The sequence below is a fragment of the Bacillus sp. EKM202B genome (genome assembly GCF_011066025.1).
In the GTDB taxonomy this organism is placed as follows: Bacteria; Bacillota; Bacilli; order Bacillales; family Bacillaceae_G; genus Bacillus_A; species Bacillus_A toyonensis.
Window position 1 is genome coordinate 201,331 of sequence record NZ_JAAMNK010000008.1, and the last position, 24,064, is coordinate 225,394.

Below are 24,064 nucleotides of genomic sequence, written 5' to 3' on the forward strand. Positions count from 1 at the left end.
TCAGTTAGTTTTTAATCGCAACTCTTTCTCCTTTTTTTAACTCTAAGGTAAGAGGGTTACTGTCCAAAATAGTGGGATAAACCTATATAAAAAGAAATAATAATGAAATAAACAATAATATATGTCATTACATCAAATTATAAAACCAAAAAAACGGGACATGAGTAAACTCTTACTCATGTCCCGTTTTTATACACTCTTTTTCTGTTTTCGCAAGGATTTTGGAATGTATACACAGAAAGGTTCACTGTCCATATACTCTCCTGTTATCGCGCATATGCTCTAGAACGTGATCCCCCGCAAACATATCGAAACTCACAAACACCGCACTTTCTTTTATATTTTTCCCGATTACGATAATCTTTAAAAACAGAGGAATTTCGATAAATTTCAACTAACAATACTTCTGTGTAGAAGGAAAAAATGAAGATAAAACTAATCCATTAAAAATACTTTTCACGAATTCAGATAAGTAATATTTTTAAGAAAGACAAGATCTAACATCTTAGCTGTTACAATGGGTAGATTCACATAATTCACACCTATGATAAGTATTACATATCGCTTATTTCCCGTTACCTTTTTCTGTATATAATGATAAAAAATTGTGAAATTTTATCGCATTATGTAAGACATTTAATATCAAATATATTATTTTCACTATGAATTTAATGTGTTTATAGGATTTGTATCGATAAACACAGTGCTAAATTGACTCTTAAGAAGTAATTAACGTTTGATTTATCGGAAAATTGAAAAAAATGTGTAGATAGATATCATTGTAAATGAATATATAATTAACTTTAATTTCCTGACATAGTTTCACATAATTCTTAAACTATTTTTTGCGTGCATTATGAAATAATATATTGCACCATGTCAGTCTTTAAAAGATTATATATCATAACTTTAAGAGAGGAAGGAAAACTATGAAAATGAAAAGAAAAATCATGATGACAACAGCACTTACAGCTACATTAGCTACAGGTGCACTACCGACTACATCGGTGTTTGCTGCTGAAAAAGAGGCTCCTATCCAACAAAAAGAGGCACAAGTGAGTATTCAACCATTTGCACAAAATAATTTGGAAACAGCCGTTAATGCTGCCTTAAATGGCCCAGAAGTCAAAAAAATAAAAGTATTTGAGCATGAATTTAACGTAAAAGAAATAGAAGTAGTAAATCTAGGTGCTGGAAAAAAATATGTTAAAGGGCAAATTTCTCATCATTTAAGTTTTCGTCCAGATGATCAATTTTATTATGAGTTTACAGTGCAAGATGGAAAGGTAATAGATAAGCCTGTATTTAATATTGATAGAGGTGGTTGGACACCATTTGCTGCTCCACTTTTATCAATTCTTGCTGCCTATAATGGGATTCCAGTTAACCCAAATGATTTAAATGCACTTGGTCAGCAGCTTGGAAAAGTTATAGATGGAAGCTGGGAACATGCAGCCCAATCTATCGCAACTGTAGTTAGTTTAAGTTTTAATGAGTAGAACTTTTTAATTTTTATTAGCCTTGCAGAAGCCCATTTTTCGTAGGTAACCTTGTTATAAGAGATTCTGAAACAGCTATAAATAGATTTTTACCACTCAGTCACATTATCTTGATTTGTTAACCACCTTATCATTCATTATATGTCACAGAATAGAAGTCTTTTTTAAGGCTTCTGTTTTGTTTGTATACAATACGATAAAAGGTTGTTTTTTCGAGTCTATACTTCGATTCTTTAAGAATCCGTTTGGTTATTAAGTACAATTCATAACAACAAATTATTAAAGTCTCAAATAAGTTACTCCCCCTATTTTTAATTATTTTCAAACACAAAATTTCATTACTTCAAAATGAAAACAATAAATATAGTACAAAATCATCTTAATCTATTGTTTAAAGGTCAGGAGAGATAAAATGAACAAAATAAAAATAATAAATTTCTTTAAAATTAGCATCCTCACATGTTTTACACTAGCAAGTTTAAGTACACCATCTCCTATTTTAGCTGATAGTCATCCAGGTTATTCCTATGAATCCAATATAGTATATCAAAATCCATCGTGGATGTCGAAAGTAGAAGATTCAACAAAACTAAGTAAAATATCTATTCCAGGGACTCACGGTACAATGGCTTTACATGGAGCAAGTTTTCTTGATGAAAATTTGACAAGAAATCAAACTATGAGTCTACCTCAACAATTAAATTCTGGAATTCGATATGTAGATATGCGTGTTAAACGTGTAAAAGATTCTTTTGCAATGTACCATGGGATTGTAAATCAAAAAGCAATGTTTGAAGATGTATTAAAAGAGGCAATTCAATTTTTAAAAGATTATCCGACAGAAACAATTTTAATGCGCTTAAAAGAAGAAACTACTCCTGAAAGTGGATCACTATCATTTGAGGAGATATTTTTAAAATATAAAAACGTTAATGCTTCATATTTTTGGGATCCTAATTCCGTACAAACTTCTGATAGAAACAACCCTACTTTAGGAGATATCCGGGGTAAAATTGTAATCTTACAAAACTTTACATCCTCTCAATTGTACGGTATTGATTACGAAAGTTTGAATATACAAGATAAATTTGAAATTGGAAGTGGTCCAGACGAAATATATGGAAAATGGAATGCGGTAAAAAGCCATCTACAAAATGCAAATACTAACTTTAATAACGGAAAAATATATCTCAACCATTTTAGTGGTACAGGTGGTGCAGCAGCATTTTTAAATAATGTATATCCTTGGTTTGTTGCAAGCGGAAAAGAGAATAGAAATACTGATAGTAGTCCTAAGTTGATTCAAACGAATTTCACTAATGAGTGGAGTGATTTCCCTCGCGATAGAAATGGGCAAGTATATTATGGTGGGATGAATACACTTGGGACCGAACTCTTGCATCAAGGTGAAATAAAACATGCTGGTATTATCGCAGCTGATTTTCCTGGACCAGGTTTAATTGATAGTATCATTAAATTAAATGGTACACATTCAAATGAAAAAGAACTATTAATTTCGCAAATTTCATCCGAATCTAGTCCTTTATCCGGACAACAAAATCGATCCAGTCAAAACTTTAAAATTGATAGTTTACCTGTAGGTACTAAGGAATTAAAATGGATTATTGAGCCTTCAGAAAAAGATCATCCTTCTACTATTTCTTTCAATGTAATGATTGATGTTTCCCTAGGTACAGATTCTACTCGTTGGAAAAATATTTCACATGGATCTAGGACCGAAGCTTACACGAATACTAAATATTATATTGCAAGTCCAATTGGTGCCACTAACAAATTTACAGTGAAAATATACGCTATTACAAATTAGAAAATAAAGAATCCCAACTGAATTCCTTTTTGATGGAATACCATTGGGATTCTTTTTTGATTTCATTTCGTAAACATTAAGTGATTAAATTTATTCACATATCATTTAAACCATTAGATAATCCATACTTAAAACGACCCTTACTTTTCAAAAAGAAGTGCAAAAATGTTAACTACCTTTTCCCGCTTATCATTTATTCATAACTGGCTTCCAAAGCGATAGGGCAAAAATCCAATTTGAGTCGCCATTTCCTTGATGATCTTGAACCGCTTCATATACTTTTCCCTCATATACTACTCTATCACCTTTAGTATATGCTTTTCTTGCATCCCATTTTTCATATGTGGAATCCTCTGACTTTGTAGTTACATTCAAAACATCACTTCTACTAGATTCATTTCCAGCTAAATCAACCGCCGTCACTACATATTTGTACGATGTATTAGCCTTCAAATTTTTATCCATAAAGGATGTATTATCCGCTGTCCCAATTTTATTCATAACCCCAGCGCTTTCTCTATATACAATATAATGGTCAACACCTACATTATCTTCAGATGGACTCCACATCAAATCAACAGTTGTCGCTGTTGTACCCATACTATGTAATCCTTTCGGTTGAGTCGGAGCCTCTATATCTGGAGTTTCATTTGTTGTCTTAACTTTTAGTTTTTCACTTTCTTTTGATATGTTTCCAGCAGTGTCTAATGCCTTTATTGTATAGGTATATTCCGTATCTGCTTTTAGTTTTTTATCAATAAAAGTTGTACCTGGTACCGTATCAATTACTTCTCCATTGCGTAACACTTGATATTCTTTTACACCTATATTATCAGTAGAGGCCTTCCATGTTATTTCAACACTATTGGCAGCAACTTTAGACGCATTTAATCCAGTTGGTTGACTTGGAGCTACTGTATCAGGAGTTTCATTATTTACTAAATTTACATCAATTACATTATAAAACGCATTTGACGTATCTGCTACATCCCATACAGCTAAAATAACATGATAACCATTACGATCAGTTGGTACATTAATTGTATGTGTTAAATTATTTGATGCGGCCGAGCCGTCATGTTTCACAGTTCCAATTGGTTCTAATTCAGCACGTGTTAATGGTTTATTAGGATCCCATCCCTTTTTTGTAATGTAATAATGCCATTTGCTTGTAGAATGTGCCGCTGTATATTTCCATGTAAATGTATTTGCTCCACCCTTAATTGTGTTTTTGAACCAGCGACTTGATGTTTGTTGGTCAAGAGTTCCTCCAAACAATCCTCCTGCCGAAGCAATTTTTCCATCAATCGGTCCACCATCTGGGAATCCTTTAGGTGCTTCTAGACTTTGAGGTTCGTACATTACATTTCCACAATTTAAGTTTAATGCCCCATAATTCTGACTACATAAAGCAGCACGACTACTTGGCTTTTCAACAAACCCATGTGCATACGCACTTTGAGGAACCATTGTAATTGCCGTCACCCCTGCAGCCAGAACAAAAGCACCAATTCCTTTTTTACTTTTTCTTAATCTTTCTAATTTAGATATTAATTTCAAATTCATTATTGTCCCCCCAATATATTGTTTATGCTAATATAATAGCAATATAGGGATAAACGAACAAATCGCTAATTAATATATTAATATCTCTCATAAATTGGTACATTTATTAATATTTTTAATCTCTTATAAAAATAAAGTAAATACAATAACTCTATTTTGTAACATTATGTATTAAAAGAAGAATAAAAACTTCGTTTAATTTCACAAAAAATTCAAATATTATTTTAGAGAATTATCTCATGTAGGAAAAATTTAACTTTTTATGTTACCAAAAAGTAAAAAAAGTCTGGAAGACACCGATTATATCAGTTTCTTCCAGACTTCACACTTCTGTTATACAACATACAAATACGACATTACCAATGTTAAGTTGACACATAGTTGCTGAACCTTAAAAAACACCATAAATAATATGGTTTGATTTATATGGTTAATGCACATAGATCGTTTAATCTTAGACATATCCCCCTACTAATTCAAACTAAACCTTAACTATCCATAAAATAACTTAAAATATTCATCTTAACATAATTTCTTGTAATACATTTATAGACATTTCCTATCAAATACCACTAATTTATTATATTATTTTTATCTAATAAGGTACAGAAACAAAGGGTAAACTTCAGTGTGCTTGAAATATAAAAAAATAAACGTTTTTAGGGTGAAACGTTTAAAGGGTACTTTAGTACTGAGTTTTTATTAAATGTTCCTGTACCTAATATTTAAATTAACGTATGTCAAAATATTTTACAATACAAGTGTTAAACGTTACATCTTTCTATATAAAATGATACATTTCATCAACACGTCTCTCCTAATCCATATGCTAAATATAGAAAATTCAGCTCGTTAGGATTTAATTTTAGAATTCTCATAATAGCAAATAATAGATCAGGCACATAATTGTCACAAATTAATAGTTTATCTACTTATTGATTACCTTTGAAAAACTTTATTACCACTTCAATCTTTACTCCTAAACTAAAGTGCATCTAAACCAACAATTACTTAAAACTCTTTTAAATAATCTTTCAAAAGAGTCGATAGTTTTATATTTTTTATTTTTTTATTGTACATTTGTACATTTGATGTTAGGATTATGCCTATTAAAATTGAATCCTAATGATTCTTCTTTATAATTTCCATATTTTAATTGTTAAATAAAATTATAGATTCTGAAATATATTCAAAATCAGAACGGAAATGTCATTATTTTATAATAATGTCGTGAAATACCTTTAGAATGGACAGATGTATGCAACAACGTGTTAAGGGGTTACAGGGGGAACAAAAATGAGAGACTTTTTTGATGATAAGTATAAGAATATTGAATTAAAAAGGAGGTTAATACATTTAATAAGTGAAATTAGCGAATTGAAAGGAAAATTAGCTGCTTATCAGGAACAAAACCCTGACATATTTAATAGTTTAGAAAAAACTATACCACTACATTACATAAAAAATTTCACTACTATTTATGAGGATATAAAAGTTCCTAATAAAAGATTAAAAGAACTTATTTTAGATGATATAGTACCTCAAAATATTTCGGAAGATGCTATTTTTTGTTATTATCAAACACTTTCTTTTGTACATAAAAATTCCTGTACTTTATTAATCAATCCAGCAACTATACAGGAATTGCATTTTCAACTTATACATTACATTACCTCGGACAGTGCCAAATGGCGTGAAAAACCTTTTATTATTCCAGGAATTCCAGAACATGGAATGCACTTGAATAGTTACCGCATTCTTCCGCATGAACTTATTCCACAGTTTATGGAGCAATTATGTGATCAATACAACTCATTAAATACTAGTAAGGGGCTCCATTCGCTTTTATTGATAGCTCGTTTTATATTAAATTTTTATTGCATAGTCCCTTTCAATCAAGGTAATGGTAGGCTGGCATTTATGTTAATGCAATTGCTGTTAATTAAGAGTGGACATACATTTGTAAAATATGTATGTTTGGATAAATATATTAAGAAAAACGAATCTGAATATTACAATTCGATTTATAAATCTTCTGTGAATTGGTATTGCGAGGAACATAATAGTAGCTTTTGGTTAAAAACGTTTTTAACTATTATTTTAGAGGCTTACAAAGATCTTCATAACACAGTTCTAGATTCTATATGTAAACATACTAAAGTTGAGAGAATTCAGGGTTATATACTTAAACAAAAACAACCCTTTACTAAGGAGAGTATTCGTAACACATATCCAGACATTGCAGAGAGTACAATCAGTAAAGCTTTAAATTCATTGCAATTATTTGGCCATATTAAGCTGGTTACAAAAGGGAGAAACGCAAAATGGATTAAAGTTTAAAACACTTGGGGTCCAAAAATAAAAATTATAACTTTATCACAGAATTTCATTTTAATTTTAGGCTATTATTACTACTTTAGTTATTTCTAATTCTAACAATACATTTTATAGGAAAAGGTACGTTTCCCTATGCCTTTTCCTATAAAAATATTATATAAGTAAAGAATAATTGTCGAAAAAAGTCGTATTTTACTATTTTTTCTTTATTTTCTGGTTGTAAACGTTTCAATTTCATGTTAACATCTTAATCAAACAATAGATGGTAATAAAAATGATAGTATTTCTTTCCCTTAGAAACATATAAACGTACGGTACTTTCAAGAAAATAAGGCCAAAGAAATATTTGATACTTACCAAAATAACCAATAAGAATTTTGTTGCGCTAATTTTTCTGATAATTAAGAAAACACATTTTGTCCCTAAACAAAATTTATTAGCACGCAAAATTCAAATACACTAGAACACCCAAATAAATGAAATGTCCTTTTTTATTGAGCATTGAGGTATGAAAAAAGAATTCTTCCTACAAAATTCAGCTGAGTAGCATAAAAGCATCTAAATTACTTCCTTTAACGCCATCTATTGTTGACAATATATTTACCAACTATAAAAAAGAACCTATCGAAGGTTCTTTTTTATTATAATGATTCAAATTTCAATTCTATCTTGATACTTAGATTTCCACACAGATTACATCTACTTTTTGGCTCTCAATTATTGCATTTATAATATTGCACATCAAATTTAGTTATTCTTGTTCCCAATCAGTTTAAATTAGTGAATAAAATTCAATCATATAAAAATAATAAATACAACTAATCGTTATATATTAAAGAGGTGTCAATTTTGTCCTTAAATGAAGAGACCTTAGAAACGAAGACAGATAAATCCATTGAAAAGATCCAAACGAGTAACTTACAAAGACTTAAAGATACACTAAATAACATCTTTGATATTAGTGCAGATTTGATTGAACATCCTTTGCAATTAAAAACAAAAACGAATATTTTATTATATTATTTTGAAGGCCTTACAGATGGTGTCGCATTAAAAAGCAATGTTGTTACACCATTATTACAAGAAGTAAAGGAAGACAGTCAAATATTTAATTCTAATATTATTGCTACTCATACCAAAATAGTATATACATGGAATGAAATTAAAGAAGGATTACTTGAGGGTCAATGTGTACTGTTTATGGAGGGAGAAAAGCGGTCACTTCTAATAAATACAAAAGGCTGGGCAGAGAGATCCATTCAAGAACCGATTTCAGAAGTTACTATTAAAGGCTCACATGATGGTTTTATTGAGAATGCCACAAAAAATATAGGCCTAATTCGTCGATATATTCCTTCTACAGAGTTAAAAATCAAAAAGCTGACGATTGGAGAACGAGCCACTTCTTTAGTCTATTTAATTTACTTAGGTGATGTAGCAAGCGTAGACGTAGTCCAAGAAATAGAAACTAGAATCTGTAATATTAAAACGGATGCGGTATTGAGCATTGGAGAACTATCTAATTATACAAAAGATCAAAATTGGACTCCTTTTCCACAGGCCTATTTAAGCGAACGCCCAGACGCGATTTCAAATCATATCCTTGATGGAAAAGTAGCAGTCTTAATGGATAGATCCCCTGGTGCAATGATTGTTCCAATGAATTTAATTGCATTTTTTCAAACCCCCGATGATTATAATATTCATTGGCTCATTGCATCGTTTTTTCGTTTATTACGATTTGCTGGTTTTATTATAGCGATTTTTTTACCCGCAATTTATATTGCTATCGTCTCTTTTCACTTTGAAATCATTCCTTTAGATTTATACACTTCTATTGCAACGTCAAGAGTCAAAGTCCCTTTTTCTCCCCTGCTGGAAGCATTTATAATGGAAATTACACTTGAAATGCTACGTGAAGCTGGTATTCGCTTACCACAACCAATTGGACAAACTATTGGGATCGTTGGAGGAATTGTAATTGGGCAGGCGGCTGTTCAAGCTGGTCTTGTGAGTAACGTTATGGTTATTATCGTATCTATTACAGCCATTGCATCATTTATTGTTTCTAATTACGATTTATCAAGTTCTATACGCCTTATTCGTTTTCCAATGATGTTATTGGCATACTTTTATGGCATTGTAGGTATTGTTAGTGGATTAATGCTCTTATTTGCTCATTTTGTTTCACTAACTTCCTATGGTTCACCATACGGATTGCCAATAGCACCATTTCGTCTCCAAGAGTTAAAAGATTCCTTTGTAAGATTTCCTATTTCTATGATCACCACCCGCTCGAGTACTGGACAGCCGAAACAAAAAAAGAAAAAAGAAGGTGGTTCGCATGGGGAATCTTAAATTCCAAAACATAACTTTATTTGAATTTATTGTTTTCATTCATTCACTGCAACTAGCCTCAGGTATGTTAATTATGCCGAGCCCACTTGCTACTACCGCTGGCACAGATGGCTGGATTTCTATCATTCTGGGTTGGATAACTACTTCTATAATTGGCGTATTTATTATATTAATGTTACAAAAAAATCCTAACAAAAATTTCTCACAGATTTTAAAAACATACTTTGGTAAATGGCTAGGGACAATTTTTTTTCTTTTATATGCTTTTTATCTATTTTTTGCTGGCTTTAATACTTTATTAAAGGCAACTGATATTGTAAAAGTGTGGATATTCCCTTCCACTCCTGCTTATCAAATCACCATATTATTACTATTGCCTTTTATTATTTTAGCCCTAAGTGGGTTAAGGGCCCTTACTAGTTATTCTATGCTTGTTTTCTTCTTCACTACTTGGATGCCACTATTTCTTCTTTTTTCATTAAAGAGTATGTATGCTCCTTTACATCTACTACCTATTTTTAAAGATGGCTTATACCCTATTGTAAAGGCAACAAAAGAAACCATTACCCCTTATGCCGGCTTAGAAATTGCATATTATATATATCCGTTCTTACAAAAAAAACAACAAGCTATAAAGGGACTACTAATAGCGAATACTGGAACCATGTTTTTCTATCTCTATGTGACTATTCTTTCTTATATATACTTTAGTCCTGAGGGGATAAAAGACGTAATTTGGCCAGTATTTCATCTGTTAAAAGGAGTTCGTTTTTCTTTCATAGAACGATTAGAAATTATATATATCGCTTACTATTTAATTGTATTTTCCACTACAATATATCCATATTTATTTTTCAGTTTTGAGTCTGTGACCATTTCACTTCAAAAAAACGCTCGCAATTGGGCGTTGGTTGGTTTTATGGTATTAATAGTCGGCTTATTTATTTTTCTAAATCCAAATGTGGATCAATATTTATTTATATATTCTCTTATGGATATCTTAAATATCATTTTCTTTATTCTATTACCAATCTTATTTTTCGCTTACAGCATTCTTTTTGCTTGGGTTACTAGGAGGAAACAACTTTGATTCGAAAATGGATATGGATTGTAATTTGTTGTGTATATTTGATTGGTTGTAGTCAGAGAATTCCTCTTGAGAAGGTTTCATTAATCCTATTAATTGGCTTGGATAGAACCCCTAATGGAGACATAAAAGTTGGCACAAGCATCCCACTCTTTCATCATAAACAGCAACAAAGTACTATAGAGCATTGGACACAGGCATCCACTGTATATAATGGATTCAGTAAGATAGATACGAAGTTAACGGGCTATATGACAGCCTCAAAAGCTGAAATTATTTTAATTGGGAAAAAATTAGCACAAGAATCAAATTGGTTACAGGAACTTGATTCTTCTTACCGTGATCCTTACGCTACCATTAATGCTAAAGTAGTACTTGTAGATGGACCTACAGAAGAAATTTTTAAAGTTCATAAGCCTAGTAAACCATCACTGCCATCTTATATAAATGGTGTAATTGAATCTTCAATTCAAAATAATCAATCCGTCTCTTCTACAATTCAACAATTAATGAGAGAACGAAATGAAGAAGGAATGACACAAACTGTTCCGATTATCAAGAAAACAAAGAATGAAATCGACACAGTAGGCATTGCATTTTTAAATCGACAAGGAAAATATTTAACTCATATCCCTAAAAAAGACGTTAAATTTTTCAATCTTATAAATAAGTCGAAAAATAGCGGCCGAATGATACTACACCTTGTGCTTCCTCCTAAAAAATCCAACAAAAAACCAAACACTTCTATCTTGGTACAAAATGCGACACGGAAGGTGGATGTTAATTTTCAAAACGGAAAGTTTGTATTTAATCTCCATATAAATGCTAATGTAGCTTTAATAGAAAAAACCAATGTGAATTTAATTAAGGAGCATTATGATAATAAAAAAAATATAAATAATTTAGAAAGTGCTATTCAAAAAGAAATTAATAAGAATTTACAAAATATGTTGAATGAAATACAGCAGAATAAAATTGATCCAATCGGATTATCCCTATATGCTAGAGCTTTTCAATATAAAGAGTGGAAAAAACGAAAAGGAGATTGGTTGCAAGCGTTAGCAGAGGCTAAAATAAATGTAAAGACACACGTCAAAATAAAAGATACTGGGACCATTAGAAATTAGACTAGCCTATTCAAGTACAAGTTTCTAATTTAAGGAACTGAAGAACTTTTAACTCTAGTGCAGTATATATGCCAGATTCCATTCCAATTGTAACTCCATGACATAATATCAAAGCCGAAATTCCTAAATTAAGGAATTTCAGCTTTTCGAGTTCGTACGAACATCTTAGTTTTTGTTTTATGTACCTTGATATAATAGATACACATCAACATATTTGTGCATAATGTTTTCGTTTAATGTGGCTTTAATAAATCATTGTTAGTTTAAATATCCTATTCTGTTATCAATGAAATTTTATTACTTATCCCCTTAGATTATTTCAAATTTCTTGCTTTTCTATATCAATAACTAATTATTATCAGATATCATATCCATAAAAAGTTACAAAAAATAATAATCAATTATTAAAAAACAAAAAGTACTGCCCTTATGCCTTACTGTTGTCCCCCTTATTACGTATCAGATTTCTATCTAAATGTGGGTTTCATCTTTTTCAATAATCAACTATGTATAAAATATTTAACTTTGTTAATACCCTTAATGGATATCTTGCTTTTTAAAGTTTCCTCCTTTTACTTCCGCAACATCATATACAGTGACAAAGGCATTTTCATCAATTTCATGAATAAGTTCTTTCATTTACCTTATTATTCTGTTTCTTTTTTCTCAAATTTATAGCTCCTAGACATTGCTCTATTCTCCAACATAATTTTTAGCTATTTTTCCTCTTATAAATTCAGTTTACCCTATGTATCTATCCAAACTTAACTAGTTTTATATTTATTTAAACCAACTATCCGTTTAATTCCCTTTTCGTTTATAATAAACAGCTTCAAACTTTAGCGTTTTCTTTGTACTACTTCGTTTTTTTGGAAATAATCCTCCAATTAATAACAACATCATCCATGCCAGTATAAGCATTATATTTATTCTATTGCTTACACTTAAACTTAAAGTGCTCCAAAAGCCAAATAGCCGTTCATAATGAACGACTATTTGGCTTCTTACTAATAATTTAAATGTTCTTCATGTTAATCTATTTTGTTTAATCCCGTTGAAGTAACTTGATAGGTTCTTTTTTTGCCTATATATTCTTGTTTATTATTCTCAAGGTTAATAAGTGTAGCGCGTGTCTTTTCCTTTACTGCTTCCCCTTCTATATGGGTAAACTCAATGTAATCTCCCACTTTTACGGGCACGGTTTGGCTTTCGGCAGTTTGTTGTCTATTTCCCACTATTTCCTTATTGTACACAATACTACCGGATGAATTTTGTACTTTAATACTTGCATACGTATTATTAAAGTAAGAATGTGGTACGCCTGCTTCTAACTTCACCTGCATTTTCTCAGTTGCCCTATTATAATCTACTTTTGCGATTTCTCTATCACTATATCCTTTTAAAGACCAACCAAATTGATTTCCGTCTAAAACCGTTGTTTCTGGCATTTTTTCTACTTTCTTCATGCCTTCTTTTGTAACTTCGTACATAACTTTTTTTCCAAAGCTTTCTTGTTTACTGTTGTCTACATTTGTGAAAGTAGCTCTATGCACACCTTCTAAATGTGTTAACTCAATATAATCTCCTACTTTGACTGGAACTTTTTGCGATTCAGCATTTTGTTGTTTGTTTCCATAAATGTCTTTCTTGTATACTACTTTTCCTGTTGCATTTTGTACTTTAATACTCGCATATGTTTCATTAAAATAATGATGCGGTATGCCTGCTTTTAAGTCAACTTGCATTTCTTCTGTCGACTTATTAAAATTGATTTTAGCAAACTCCAAATCACTAATTCCTTTTAGTGACCATGCAAATTGATTTCCATCTAAAATTGTTACTTCTGGCATTTTTTCTACTTTTTTCAAGCCCTCTTTTGTAACTTCATACATTGCTTTTTTTCCAAAGCTCTCTTGTTTACTATTATCTACATTTATGAGAGTAGCTCTATGCACACCTTCTAGATGTGTTAACTCAATATAATCTCCTATTTTGACTGGGACTTTTTGCGATTCAGCACTTTGTTGTTTGTTTCCATAAATGTCTTTCTTGTATACTACTTTCCCTGATGCATTTTGTACTTTAATACTCGCATATGTTTCATTAAAATAATGATGTGGTACGCCTGTTTTTAAGTCAACTTGCATTTCTTCTGTCGACTTATTGAAATTGATTTTAGCAAACTCGAAATCACTAATTCCTTTTAGTGACCATGCAAACTGTTTTCCTTCTAAAATATTAATTCCATTAGGCATATCTGGTTTAATTGGATTAGAATCCGTACCCTTCCAAATTTCTGCTGTTAAAACTGGATATCCTAATGCAGTCACTTTTTGAATGGTATCGTTATTTGGACGTAATCCCCACTTCTCAAAGAAAGGAATCAAATTTTGTTTAGCTACTTTTGATGCTGAAATCATAAATAATTGTTTTTTAGTTTCATCAGTTTGTGGAAGTTCATTTGAAGGCATGTCTCTATACAATTGATGCAATTTAGGATAGAAATCCTCTCCATATGCTAACTGTAGTTGCCAAAGCATAACAAGCTTAACAAAAGCATCACTAATTTCATCATAATTTTTATTAGATTGTTCTAAGTATTGAAATGCCTTAGTATAAGCACCCTCTTGTTGTAATCTAAAAGGTTGATTAGATGTAAATGCTTTTTCTACAGAAAGGCTGTAAATATTATTTTGTACTTCTGTCATATTATAAAACTTCCAAGGTGATTGCTGTCTCAAATGCCCTGCCTCATGCCATGGACCCCAACCATCTTTTATAAATTTATTAATATCTAACACGTATTGGATTGCGTCTCCTACATATGCGGTTCGATAAGAAGTTGCATACATATAATAATCAGGAGAATGATTTTCTTCTACGTAATGAATATAATGTTTATCTACTTGTTCTTCAGATAATCCAGCCACTTTGTCTTGAATTCGAGTAGCTTCATCCATCTTTTTTAAGAGTTGTACAGGATCTGTATTAGAACCTAACAAATATTTCTTAACACGTGCCGGGCTGGCCGTAATTAATACACGTTCTCCTTTTAACTCCACTGCATGTGCATTTGGATATTGGTCCAGCATGTTTATTAAATTTTGTTTCGTATGCTTGCCTAGTTCAAAGAAAGGAGTAGTCGTTCCACCTGTTGTGACTGTTGTTCGAATAGTGCCACCTTGTTGTTTATTATAAAAATAAATCATCCCCCCATTTGGAGATTGGATTGTGTTTATACCAGGTTTTAATGTAAATGATTTTATTTTAGAATCTTCTCTCCAAGAAGCATCATACGAATACGTTCCAATGTATGCTTGAATATTTTGATTTCCTTCTACATTTATCGTTATTTGTTCATTTGGCTTTGCATATAAACCAGTTGGTTCATATGGGCTAAATGCCATACTTTTTCTTTCCTGTTGTTTTAGTGCCTCAACATCCCCTTTTCCTGGGACTGTATATGTTCTATTTTCTAATTTAACTGATTTTTCTTCTTGCAGTGATGTTGATATTTTTTTTTGCTGCTGCCTTTCCTCTGCAAAGACATCCGATGAAGAAATCATTCCAGTCGCAAGCATAGTTACTGTAGCAGTAGCTGCAAGTATTTTTCTAGTTTTATATTTTGAATTATTCCCCATATTATCTCCCTCATTTTTCCTTAGTGCATGTAAGGATTATTATTTTATTTATTATTTTTTTACACCAAAAATTATTTACGCTATTTATGTTGTATCTAATACTCTATTTTTTCTCATACTAATCTCCTTTTCTTTATTTCTAATTGTTTATAAATGTTATTTGATGACACATAAAATAACAACTTTGCGATAAACTCATCAATAACAACCTATTATGTTTTGATTCAGTATTGTTAACTTCCATCTAATTGTATAAAAGTATTCAATTAGTAAAATAAGAATATAAAGCTTACTAATCATAGATTATTATTTATGGAAAAATTCATAAAAATCATTTACCTTAAAAGTTTAAACTTGTATAACTACTTTTTACATATAGGATAGAGTTATACATATATTTATTTACTCTTAATGTAAGAGCCTTCACTACACTAAGAAATATTTCAATAAAAATAGAAGACAGAGGCCCAATTACACCTCTGTCTTTTCAATTTATAAAGAACAAAAAATCATTTTATGACTGTATAAATGCCATTGAAACAAAAACCGTATTCCCCTATTTTTTTGAAGAAACAGGATCCATTTTTAATGTTTTTATACCTTCTTTTAATGTAAACGCATCTGCTTTTAATGTTTTCCAACTGTCTTTCGCTGCATTCAGATTTGGTTTTAAGAATTTAAATTTATTTTGATCTGCTTTTTGGGACGCTTTGTCAATATGACTAAGCACTCCTGAATATTGAGAATCTAAATCATGCCATTGTGCAGACATATAGGTAAGAGCATTAATAGCGGATCCAATTGCATCGTGCATTTCATTAATATTATTATACGCAACACCAACTACGCGGTTTAACGTTACTTTATAGTCTATAGTCTGACGTAATTGTGCTAACAACGGCTCTAACGTACCTAAATTATCTCTTGCTACCCCTATCATAATACCGCCAGCAATCCATGTAGGGATTGAAGGAACTGATACAGTTATTATTCCATCTGATTCTACTTGTTTAAAATGTCTTACTTGCTCTAAAACATCATTTAGGCGTTTTTCATCTTCATCTATTCCAGATGCTTGGTTTTTTAAAATCGATTGCAAGATATATTTATGACCTCCAAATGCTCGAACATCTTCTCCAATACTATCTCTTAACTTAGCTAGTTCTTGTATTAAATTCTGTGTATATGCTTGATTTTGTTTAATCTCACCTTGTAAATCTGTAATGCCTTCTTTTAATGTATCTGCATCTCCTTCATTAATCGCTTCTACTAATGTATCGTAATAATTGTCGAATTTAGTATCATACTCTACAATCCCCGTCAGTGTATCTAAAAGTTGTTTTTTTATGTGTGAATCCCATTTTGAAGCATGCTCTCTAGCATTCTTTTGATCTTGTAGAATTTGTCTAGGTAGATTTGTATATCCTTTAATATCAATTCCTTCAAAGTTAACATCTGGATTATTAATTAACAAATAAGAGTAATCATTTATGGATTTTGCAAATATCCCAGCATCTTGCAAAGCCTTTTTCATCTTTTCGCTGTTTACAGAAAGAGATATATCTTCAGCACTCGTTTGTTCTATTTTACTTTCACTTGCAAAAGCTGCTACTGGAGAAACTACAGTAGTTGTTGTCAGAGTTAAAAACGTCGATACAGCAAGTAGTTTATATGGAAAATTATTATTCACTTTAATTCCTCCTATACATATATATTTTTAGTTTGTTTTTTCTTGTTTAAATGCAATGTCTTTTGAAATGAATTCTGCATCCTTATGAATATCATTCCAACTTTGTTTTGCAGCCTTTAAATCGTCAGGTATTAACGAAAGTTTATGTTCTTGCATTTGATCGATATTATCATATAAATCTTTATAATTTGCTCCCATTGTATTCCATTGTTGCTGAATACTTGTTAGAGACATAATTGCTTGATCAACTGTTTGATACAAATATGTTAAAGTGTCTTTTGTATTAGTAAGTGAAATAACTGCTTGGTTAGCTAGATCCGCTTTCATACTTAATTCTCCAATTTTATTCGAAATTTCATTATAGGAGTTCATATGATTCGATGCCTCAACACCAGCTGCTGTTCCTAAACCAATACCAGCTGCCCCTAGAGCTGCTAGACCACCAACAACAGCTGGTGTCGCTGTGCCACCAGTCACAACAATTACTACCGCTCCTGCAATCGTTCCAATAACTAAAATAGCTGCTCCTAATCCACCACCAATTGACCAGGCTAATACATTATCAAAATGTGCTTTCTGCGTAGAACGTAAATTCTCAATTTCGGCCTGAAGTTGTGGGACTAACGCTTGTTTTCCCGCTAATATAGCCGTTAATCCCCCCTGTCCATCTGGACCTCCAACATTATTTTTAAAATCTACAGTATTTGTATACAACTTTGTTTTAAAAGCTTCTAACATCTTAATAACTTCCGTAACTTCATTTGAATTTGTATGAATTGTACCGATTAAATCCCCTATTCCTTCTTTGAGGCCTGCCTTATCTTTCTTTTTTACAGTATCTACTAGTGTGTCGTAATAATTTTGAAATTGTTCATCATAATTTACAATATTACGTGCTGTCTTTTGAATGTTTGGCTTCGCTGTATCTAACCAGTAATTTGCATTGATTCGTGACAGTTCCTGATTCAGGTGAATGTTTTTGATTAATTCTCCCCCTCCTGAACCTAATTCAATGTTGGATAAATTTACATTCGGTTGCTTAATCATTGTTTTTGCGTACAAATCCATTACAAGAATATGAGAGCCTGTTTCAGCCAACACTTTCTTTAACCCTTCAGGTCCTAACGCATAATTTTCTATTTTCTGTTCTTGTGCTGTCTGTTCTTGTGCAAGTGCATGAATAGTACTACCATTCGTAGCAGTTATAACCGTTGCTAACGTGGCCAAAGTTATGACCTTAAATGGAAATTTCATTATTTGATTCTCCTCCTTATTTTCAGTTGCATTATAATTTTTTATTAAATTTAATTTCTTAATATTAAAATTTATAAACTTGTTCTTCGAGTTGATTTGTTACATTTTTTAGTCGTCTTAATGTATCTTTTTGAGACTGAGTGTTATTAGTATCAACTTCAGTCGATAATTTTGTAATACTATTACTTATTAAATTCAAATCCTCTTTATAACGTTTCATTAGCTCAATTTCCCCATCTACTTGATTAGCAAATGTATGCAAATCATTTTGCATGAAAAGAATCATTGATTTTTGTAAATCTGCTACTGTTAATTTAGTTGTTAATTCATATAATTTCTGATTTTGTTTCTCTAAATCATTTAAATATGCTCTTTGCTCTGCTGTTAGTTTATTAATTTCGGCAAAGGTACTATATGTTTTTTTAATTTTTTCGGGATCAATCACTTTCATAAGATCATACTCTTTCGTTTTTGTAACTGCAGCTGCAGCAATTTCACCTTTTTTACTTTTCTCTATCGCTTCACGTGCTTCTTTTTTGCAGCTTCAATTTCTATAGCTGATTTTCCCTTTTCTGTTGCTTCCTGCTCTGCTTTCTTCTCTGCTTCTACAATAGCATTGTTTATTTCTTTTCCTTTGTTATACGCCACTACTGCGGTTTGAGCAGCCGGTTCAATGATATCTTTTGATAGACTATAAATTTCTTGGAATACCTTTAGCCCTTGTTCATTTAAAGCTCCTGGTAATAATGCTATTTGCTGTAAATCATTTCGAATTGATTTTTTTGTATTTAGCATTTCATTTTTTAATTTGTCTATTTTTCCTGTTCCCTCTAAACTAAGTACACTTTGTGCTTTTACCACATCTGTATCAAGATTTTTCAGTTTCTTATCTACCTGTAGTTTAAGATCTGTTAACTCATTAATCTGACGTTGCACGTTTTCTTGGTTTGTTATAGTCATATCTTGAAGAACTTCCAGTCTATCTAAAAACCCTTCTTTATCTTCCTTATTATCTACAAATCCTTTTAATGTTGGATAATAGCTATTAAATTTGGTTGCAAATCCTTTACTTTTTGAATTTAGTAGAATTAATTTTGGATATAGTTCTGATGACCACTCTTTCATATCTTGTTTAATTAGAAATTGAGTTGTATTTAAAGATGGAACTTCTTCAAGTTGCACATTCGGATTTGCTAAGGCTCCATCTATAAAGGTTTGTGTTAATTTGGAGTGTGCACCTATTTTTCGTAATGCTGAGGATATATCTATATTTTCTTGTTTCGTTTCTGCCTGAACGGTTGGCGTTGCGAGAGTATTCATAGGAATAGTCGCTCCAGTAACGATTGATGTTATTAAAAATCCTGTCATAATTTTATTCTTCATTCCGTACACCTCTTCACTATTGTTTTTTACAGTTTTAATCGTAAATGTTGTACAACATAACGTTAGGATTTCTTCACACATACTTGAGGTTAGAGATTTTTTCAAAAAAGTAATTACATCTCGTTTTTTATTTATTTTTGAAAGAATATAAGGACCTTACTTCCCCCTCATTTTAAACACTATGTTTTTCATAAGTAAACCAGAAAATCGCTTTTATTAAATTTGATTTTTCAGATATTTATTATTCAAATTATAAAATATTATATTTAAAAAAGTTAAATCAAATTTCATTTCATAAAGTGAAATAATTATACTATGATAATTAAACATAAAAATCCTTTTATTCCCTAAAGCCTATATGAATCCCTCATCCGAAAATAATTTCAATATAATTTAATAGTGATTGACGCATATGTGTCTTTTAGATGGATATGTAAAATTACATATCCATCTAGGAGTAACTAGCATACATACGCCAAAAATATTATTATCGTATAAATAATATTTTTGTTACTACGAACATCACAGGAGAAAACTCCCCTCATGCACTTTTTAACGGATAAATTATCATAAAATAACAATATTTGCTTATTTACTTACTATTCATTATAGGAATACAAAAAAGCGATTCTTTTCACATGAAAAGAATCGCTTTCTAGGTTCATATTTTCAATTACGTTACATAAAGAATTGAGGAATTATCATTTAAGAGACTTAACTATCACTTCAGTTGCCTCTGCAATTAGTTGATTATCATAGGTAGCCTCTTTCTCATCTTTACTAGATAAAATTGCGATGATAATAGGTGCTCTATTTGGCGGCCATACGATAGCAATATCATTTCGTGTACCATAACTTCCAGCTCCTGATTTATCTCCAACTATCCAGTCAGTTGGTACGCCTGCACGAATAAGTTTGTCTCCTGTAGCATTTCCTTTCATCCACTCTGTAAGAATTTTACGTTTTTCAGCCGGAAGTGCATTTCCGACCGTAAAAGCTTTAAGATTCGAAGCAATTGCTTTCGCTGTACTAGTGTCACGAATGTCTCCTGGAATAGCTTCGTTTAATTCTGTTTCAAAGCGATCAGACATAGTAACCCGATCCCCGATCTGTCTAAGCGCTTTTTCATATCCTTTAGGTCCGCCTATTTTATGAAATAAAATGTTCCCTGCAGTATTATCACTTGAACGAACAGCAGCCTCAGCAATTTCTCCTAGTTTCATTCCAGTATCTACATGTTTCTCTGTAACAGGTGAATAATCCACTAAGTCTTCTTTCGTAAATTTTATGACTTCATTTAATGTATCAATTGAGTTTTGCTGTAGTAATACTCCTGCCGCTAAAGCCTTGTAGGTTGATGCGAAGGCAAATCTTTCGTTATGTCGATAAGAGATTGTTTGATTTGTACCAGTATCAATCGCATATACACCTAATCGAGCATCAAATTTTTTCTCAAGTTGAGAGAACTCTTTATGCGTCGCCTGATTTTTATGTTTCACTTGTCCAGTCTTTTCCTTCGCTTCAACTTGCAATGCCCCTCCTGTAAAAGCTTCTAGACTTGTAACACTTAAACCTAATATACCAACGCACATTCCTATTTTTAGCATCCTCTTGTTTTTCAAAATCATCATTCCTTTCAAATTTTCAGCACCTTTTTATACGTACACATAATAGACAATCACGGAACCAAATTTGTTCCATAAACCGAAAAAAATTTATAGCTAGTATGAGAGTTATTAACAAATAAGAGATAGTAGCTATGATCGCCGCTATCTCTTATTTCACATTTCATTTTTTTACTTATAAATGGCTTTATATAAACAGGGTCTCTTCCCTGAGAAAAGTACTCTAATTTTGCTTAGAACTATCTGTATTAGTAGCTTCACCATGTATACGTTGCTTTTTTAAATCAAAGTATACATCTAAAACTTCCTTTCCAATTATAGAATTAATTCCACTTTTATCATCATGAAGCCATGGGACTACTATAGAAAATGCTACTTCTGGATTATCATATGGAGCATATCCAACTAATGTTAAATTGTAACATTCCATACGTTCTCCTTTTGCATTTCTACCAATTGGATCATCTCCTCCATATACAGTTTGAGCTGTCCCTGTCTTTCCTGCTGGTTTATATGGAGCATTTTTGAAATGTTTCACGCCAGTTCCATCACCTTCTTGGAATACCCATCTAAACCCCTCTTTTATCCGATCAATATGTTCTGTCTTCATATCAACTCGATTTAATACGACAGGCTCTATAGAGCGTATAACTTTGCCAACCTCTTCTTCTTTTATTGATTGTTCTCGTATTTCTTGTACAATTTGAGGTTGCATTCTATAACCGCCATTCGCAATTGTTGAAATATATTGTGCCAATTGCAATGGCGTATACGTATCATACTGACCGATAGAAAAATCTAGTAAAAACCCAGGTTGACTATCTACCGTTCTCGTTTGTCCGGTTATTTCATTCGGTAAATCAATACCTGTTGGGACACCTAAACCAAATTGTTTAAAATAATAGCGCATCGTATCAAATGCTTCTTGTTTAATATCCAACGTACCATTTGGTACGTAATTAACCCCTGCGATTTGTAAGGCCGTTTGGAACATGTATACATTCGAAGATACTTGTAAAGCTCTTAAATCATTAATATTACCAAATCCAGATACATTCCATGATTTCTTAGCTTGTGTACCTTTAAATTTCATGGGCGCGTCATAAAATTGATCTCCTGGATGTATTGCCCCTGTCTCATATCCAGTTAATAAAGTAGCACCTTTTACAGCTGACCCTAGCTCATACGAAGTTGTCATGTTACCTAAAGCCAAATCCTCAATCTCTATTTTCCCTTCTTTTTCTACAATCTTTTTGCCTGCCATAGATAAAATCTGTCCATTATTTGGATTCGTCATGACGACAAAAGCTCGGTCCAACAGTGGCTCTGAACTCTTAAAAGCTCTCAAGTTTTTCTCTATACTTTCTTCCACTTTTTTTTGTAATTCCATATCAATCGTTAATGTTAAACTATTACCACTTTTTCCTTTAGAGATTATTTCTGTGCTAACAATATTTCCGGATTTATCAGTAATGTTTTTCACTTCTTCTTTTGTACCGTGTAATGCATCTTCATATCGTTGTTCAATATAGCTTTTTCCTACACGATCATTACGGTTATATCCACGTACCAAATAAGAATCTAAGTTTTCTTTCGGTAATCCTTCTTCACTGCTTGTAATATTACCTAACACGGAACGAAATAAATTACCATTTACATAATTACGTTCCCAATCAACCGTTGCATCTACTCCTGGGAACTCCACAAGCTTTTCACTTATCCGTGCATACTCTTCATCTGTTACATCTTTTTTAATAATTTGTGGTGTCAGTTGATAACCTGAACTCATTTTACTTTTAATAGCTAACACTTTTAAATCTTGTGCTGTTAATTCTGCCAATTCTACTTCTGTAACGCGACTTCGTCTTAAGTCATCAATTTTTTTATCTAACTCTTTTCCCTCTATTCCCTTTTCTTTAAACTTTTCTATATCTTTTTTAGTAATCTTTGTCTCTGCACGTTTCTTATTCAACTGCATCCAGAAATCTTTTTTATCGATTTCGGTTAACTTACTTATATCTTGTTCAGGCATTTCAAGTACTTTCGCCAAGTCTTTTGCTGTTTTTAAAATATCTTCACTCGTAATCCCCTTCACCCTTGTATACGTAATTGTGCGAAGAGATTTATTATTAACGACTGCTTTCCCTTCTCGATCTAGAATTTGTCCACGTGGAACGGGTATACTAGTTGTTTCATTTTGACTGCTTTCCACTTGGTTCTTATAAGCCTCTCCCTCAACGATTTGTACTTTTCCTAGCTGCATAATAATGGCTGAGAATAGTAGAAATATGCAAAGGAACATTATATTCAATCGTATAGATATATATGTCTGCAGCTTCTTTTCTTTTTGTTTTTTCATAAACCCTCCATATAATTCTTCCGGAACTCCTCACTAATACTTAGTAAATAAATACGTTCCCTATATATTAGAAACCACCATTCAGTTATAAATAGTGCCTTATCTTTTTTTATACATCCTTGTAAGCGTCAAGTCCCTTTCGTTTAGCCGCGTAATTGATACATCTCCTTTCCTGTTTTCTATCTTTTTTTATCACTTGCATTAGAAATGCTAAACTGTATAATGACTCATATTAAGCTTACACATAGACTTGCTAGTAACTTTTCATACTAATTATTCCTTTCTTCATGCTGTAATACTTAATAGACAA

General features: G+C 31.7%; 12 protein-coding genes and 3 pseudogenes. 6 read left to right on the forward strand and 9 right to left on the reverse strand.

All coding sequences use genetic code 11. The features are described from left to right. Window positions 1-172: 172 nt before the first annotated feature. Window positions 173-398: pseudogene (locus G9F74_RS13165) on the reverse strand (radical SAM/SPASM domain-containing protein); the annotation flags it as partial. Window positions 399-929: 531 nt separating this feature from the next. Here G9F74_RS13165 and G9F74_RS13170 point away from each other — a divergent pair. Together G9F74_RS13170 and G9F74_RS13175 are read left to right on the forward strand one after the other, a co-directional pair. Continuing rightward, window positions 930-1,499 (forward strand): hypothetical protein, encoded by a 570-nt coding sequence (locus G9F74_RS13170; protein WP_016108442.1) that lies wholly within the window; start codon window positions 930-932, stop codon window positions 1,497-1,499. Window positions 1,500-1,911: 412 nt separating this feature from the next. After that, window positions 1,912-3,327 (forward strand): phosphatidylinositol-specific phospholipase C, encoded by a 1,416-nt coding sequence (locus tag G9F74_RS13175; RefSeq protein WP_016108441.1) that lies wholly within the window; start codon window positions 1,912-1,914, stop codon window positions 3,325-3,327. 189 nt (window positions 3,328-3,516) lie between these two features. Here G9F74_RS13175 and G9F74_RS13180 read toward each other — a convergent pair whose 3' ends face one another. Next, window positions 3,517-4,893 carry a lytic polysaccharide monooxygenase gene (locus G9F74_RS13180; RefSeq protein WP_001049730.1) on the reverse strand — a complete coding sequence of 459 codons (1,377 nt, stop codon included), beginning with the start codon at window positions 4,891-4,893 and terminating at the stop codon, window positions 3,517-3,519. 1,296 nt (window positions 4,894-6,189) lie between these two features. On the opposite strand from G9F74_RS13180, the gene G9F74_RS13185 reads away from it, so the two are divergent. The 4 genes from G9F74_RS13185 (at window position 6,190) to G9F74_RS13200 (ending at window position 11,802) form a co-directional block, all read left to right on the forward strand. Beyond that, window positions 6,190-7,233 (forward strand): Fic family protein, encoded by a 1,044-nt coding sequence (locus tag G9F74_RS13185; RefSeq protein WP_001204202.1) that lies wholly within the window; start codon window positions 6,190-6,192, stop codon window positions 7,231-7,233. Between the two features lie 846 nt (window positions 7,234-8,079). Beyond that, window positions 8,080-9,588 (forward strand): spore germination protein, encoded by a 1,509-nt coding sequence (locus tag G9F74_RS13190; protein WP_016108440.1) that lies wholly within the window; start codon window positions 8,080-8,082, stop codon window positions 9,586-9,588. Next, window positions 9,575-10,678 (forward strand): GerAB/ArcD/ProY family transporter, encoded by a 1,104-nt coding sequence (locus G9F74_RS13195; RefSeq protein ID WP_000527375.1) that lies wholly within the window; start codon window positions 9,575-9,577, stop codon window positions 10,676-10,678. The genes G9F74_RS13190 and G9F74_RS13195 overlap by 14 nt, the downstream gene beginning before the upstream one ends. Continuing rightward, a complete protein-coding gene (locus G9F74_RS13200; RefSeq protein ID WP_000619989.1) occupies window positions 10,675-11,802 on the forward strand; it encodes a Ger(x)C family spore germination protein in 1,128 nt (375 codons plus the stop codon). The genes G9F74_RS13195 and G9F74_RS13200 overlap by 4 nt, the downstream gene beginning before the upstream one ends. 537 nt (window positions 11,803-12,339) lie before the next feature. Here the strand turns inward: G9F74_RS13200 and G9F74_RS13205 are convergent. The 7 genes and pseudogenes from G9F74_RS13205 to G9F74_RS13235 all read right to left on the reverse strand — a co-directional run. After that, window positions 12,340-12,441: pseudogene (locus tag G9F74_RS13205) on the reverse strand (DUF2179 domain-containing protein); the annotation flags it as partial. Between the two features lie 392 nt (window positions 12,442-12,833). Then, entirely contained in the window at window positions 12,834-15,443 is a 2,610-nt protein-coding gene (locus G9F74_RS13210) for a putative mucin/carbohydrate-binding domain-containing protein (RefSeq protein WP_016108439.1), read from the reverse strand. Between the two features lie 556 nt (window positions 15,444-15,999). Continuing rightward, the gene (hblA, locus tag G9F74_RS13215) at window positions 16,000-17,133 is read right to left on the reverse strand and encodes a hemolysin BL binding component B (protein WP_016108438.1); all 1,134 of its coding nucleotides are present in this window, start codon (window positions 17,131-17,133) and stop codon (window positions 16,000-16,002) included. A 27-nt stretch (window positions 17,134-17,160) separates the two neighbouring features. Continuing rightward, a complete protein-coding gene (hblD, locus tag G9F74_RS13220) occupies window positions 17,161-18,390 on the reverse strand; it encodes a hemolysin BL lytic component L1 (RefSeq protein ID WP_080119703.1) in 1,230 nt (409 codons plus the stop codon). A 61-nt stretch (window positions 18,391-18,451) separates the two neighbouring features. After that, window positions 18,452-19,770, reverse strand: a pseudogene (gene hblC, locus G9F74_RS13225) (hemolysin BL lytic component L2). 701 nt (window positions 19,771-20,471) lie between these two features. After that, window positions 20,472-21,398, reverse strand: a complete 927-nt coding sequence (bla, locus tag G9F74_RS13230; RefSeq protein WP_033657364.1) for a class A beta-lactamase Bla1 — start codon at window positions 21,396-21,398, stop codon at window positions 20,472-20,474. Between the two features lie 220 nt (window positions 21,399-21,618). After that, window positions 21,619-23,754, reverse strand: a complete 2,136-nt coding sequence (locus G9F74_RS13235; RefSeq protein ID WP_016108435.1) for a peptidoglycan D,D-transpeptidase FtsI family protein — start codon at window positions 23,752-23,754, stop codon at window positions 21,619-21,621. Window positions 23,755-24,064: the final 310 nt, after the last annotated feature.

Excerpts from the sequence above, each read along its gene's own strand:
- G9F74_RS13170 (WP_016108442.1), top strand. The coding sequence starts at position 930 with ATGAAAATGAAAAGAAAAATCATGATGACAACAGCACTTACAGCTACA.
- G9F74_RS13175 (WP_016108441.1), top strand. The coding sequence starts at position 1,912 with ATGAACAAAATAAAAATAATAAATTTCTTTAAAATTAGCATCCTCACA.
- G9F74_RS13180 (WP_001049730.1), bottom strand. The coding sequence starts at position 4,893 with ATGAATTTGAAATTAATATCTAAATTAGAAAGATTAAGAAAAAGTAAA.
- G9F74_RS13185 (WP_001204202.1), top strand. The coding sequence starts at position 6,190 with ATGAGAGACTTTTTTGATGATAAGTATAAGAATATTGAATTAAAAAGG.
- G9F74_RS13195 (WP_000527375.1), top strand. The coding sequence starts at position 9,575 with ATGGGGAATCTTAAATTCCAAAACATAACTTTATTTGAATTTATTGTT.
- G9F74_RS13210 (WP_016108439.1), bottom strand. The coding sequence starts at position 15,443 with ATGGGGAATAATTCAAAATATAAAACTAGAAAAATACTTGCAGCTACT.
- bla (WP_033657364.1), bottom strand. The coding sequence starts at position 21,398 with ATGATTTTGAAAAACAAGAGGATGCTAAAAATAGGAATGTGCGTTGGT.
- G9F74_RS13235 (WP_016108435.1), bottom strand. The coding sequence starts at position 23,754 with ATGAAAAAACAAAAAGAAAAGAAGCTGCAGACATATATATCTATACGA.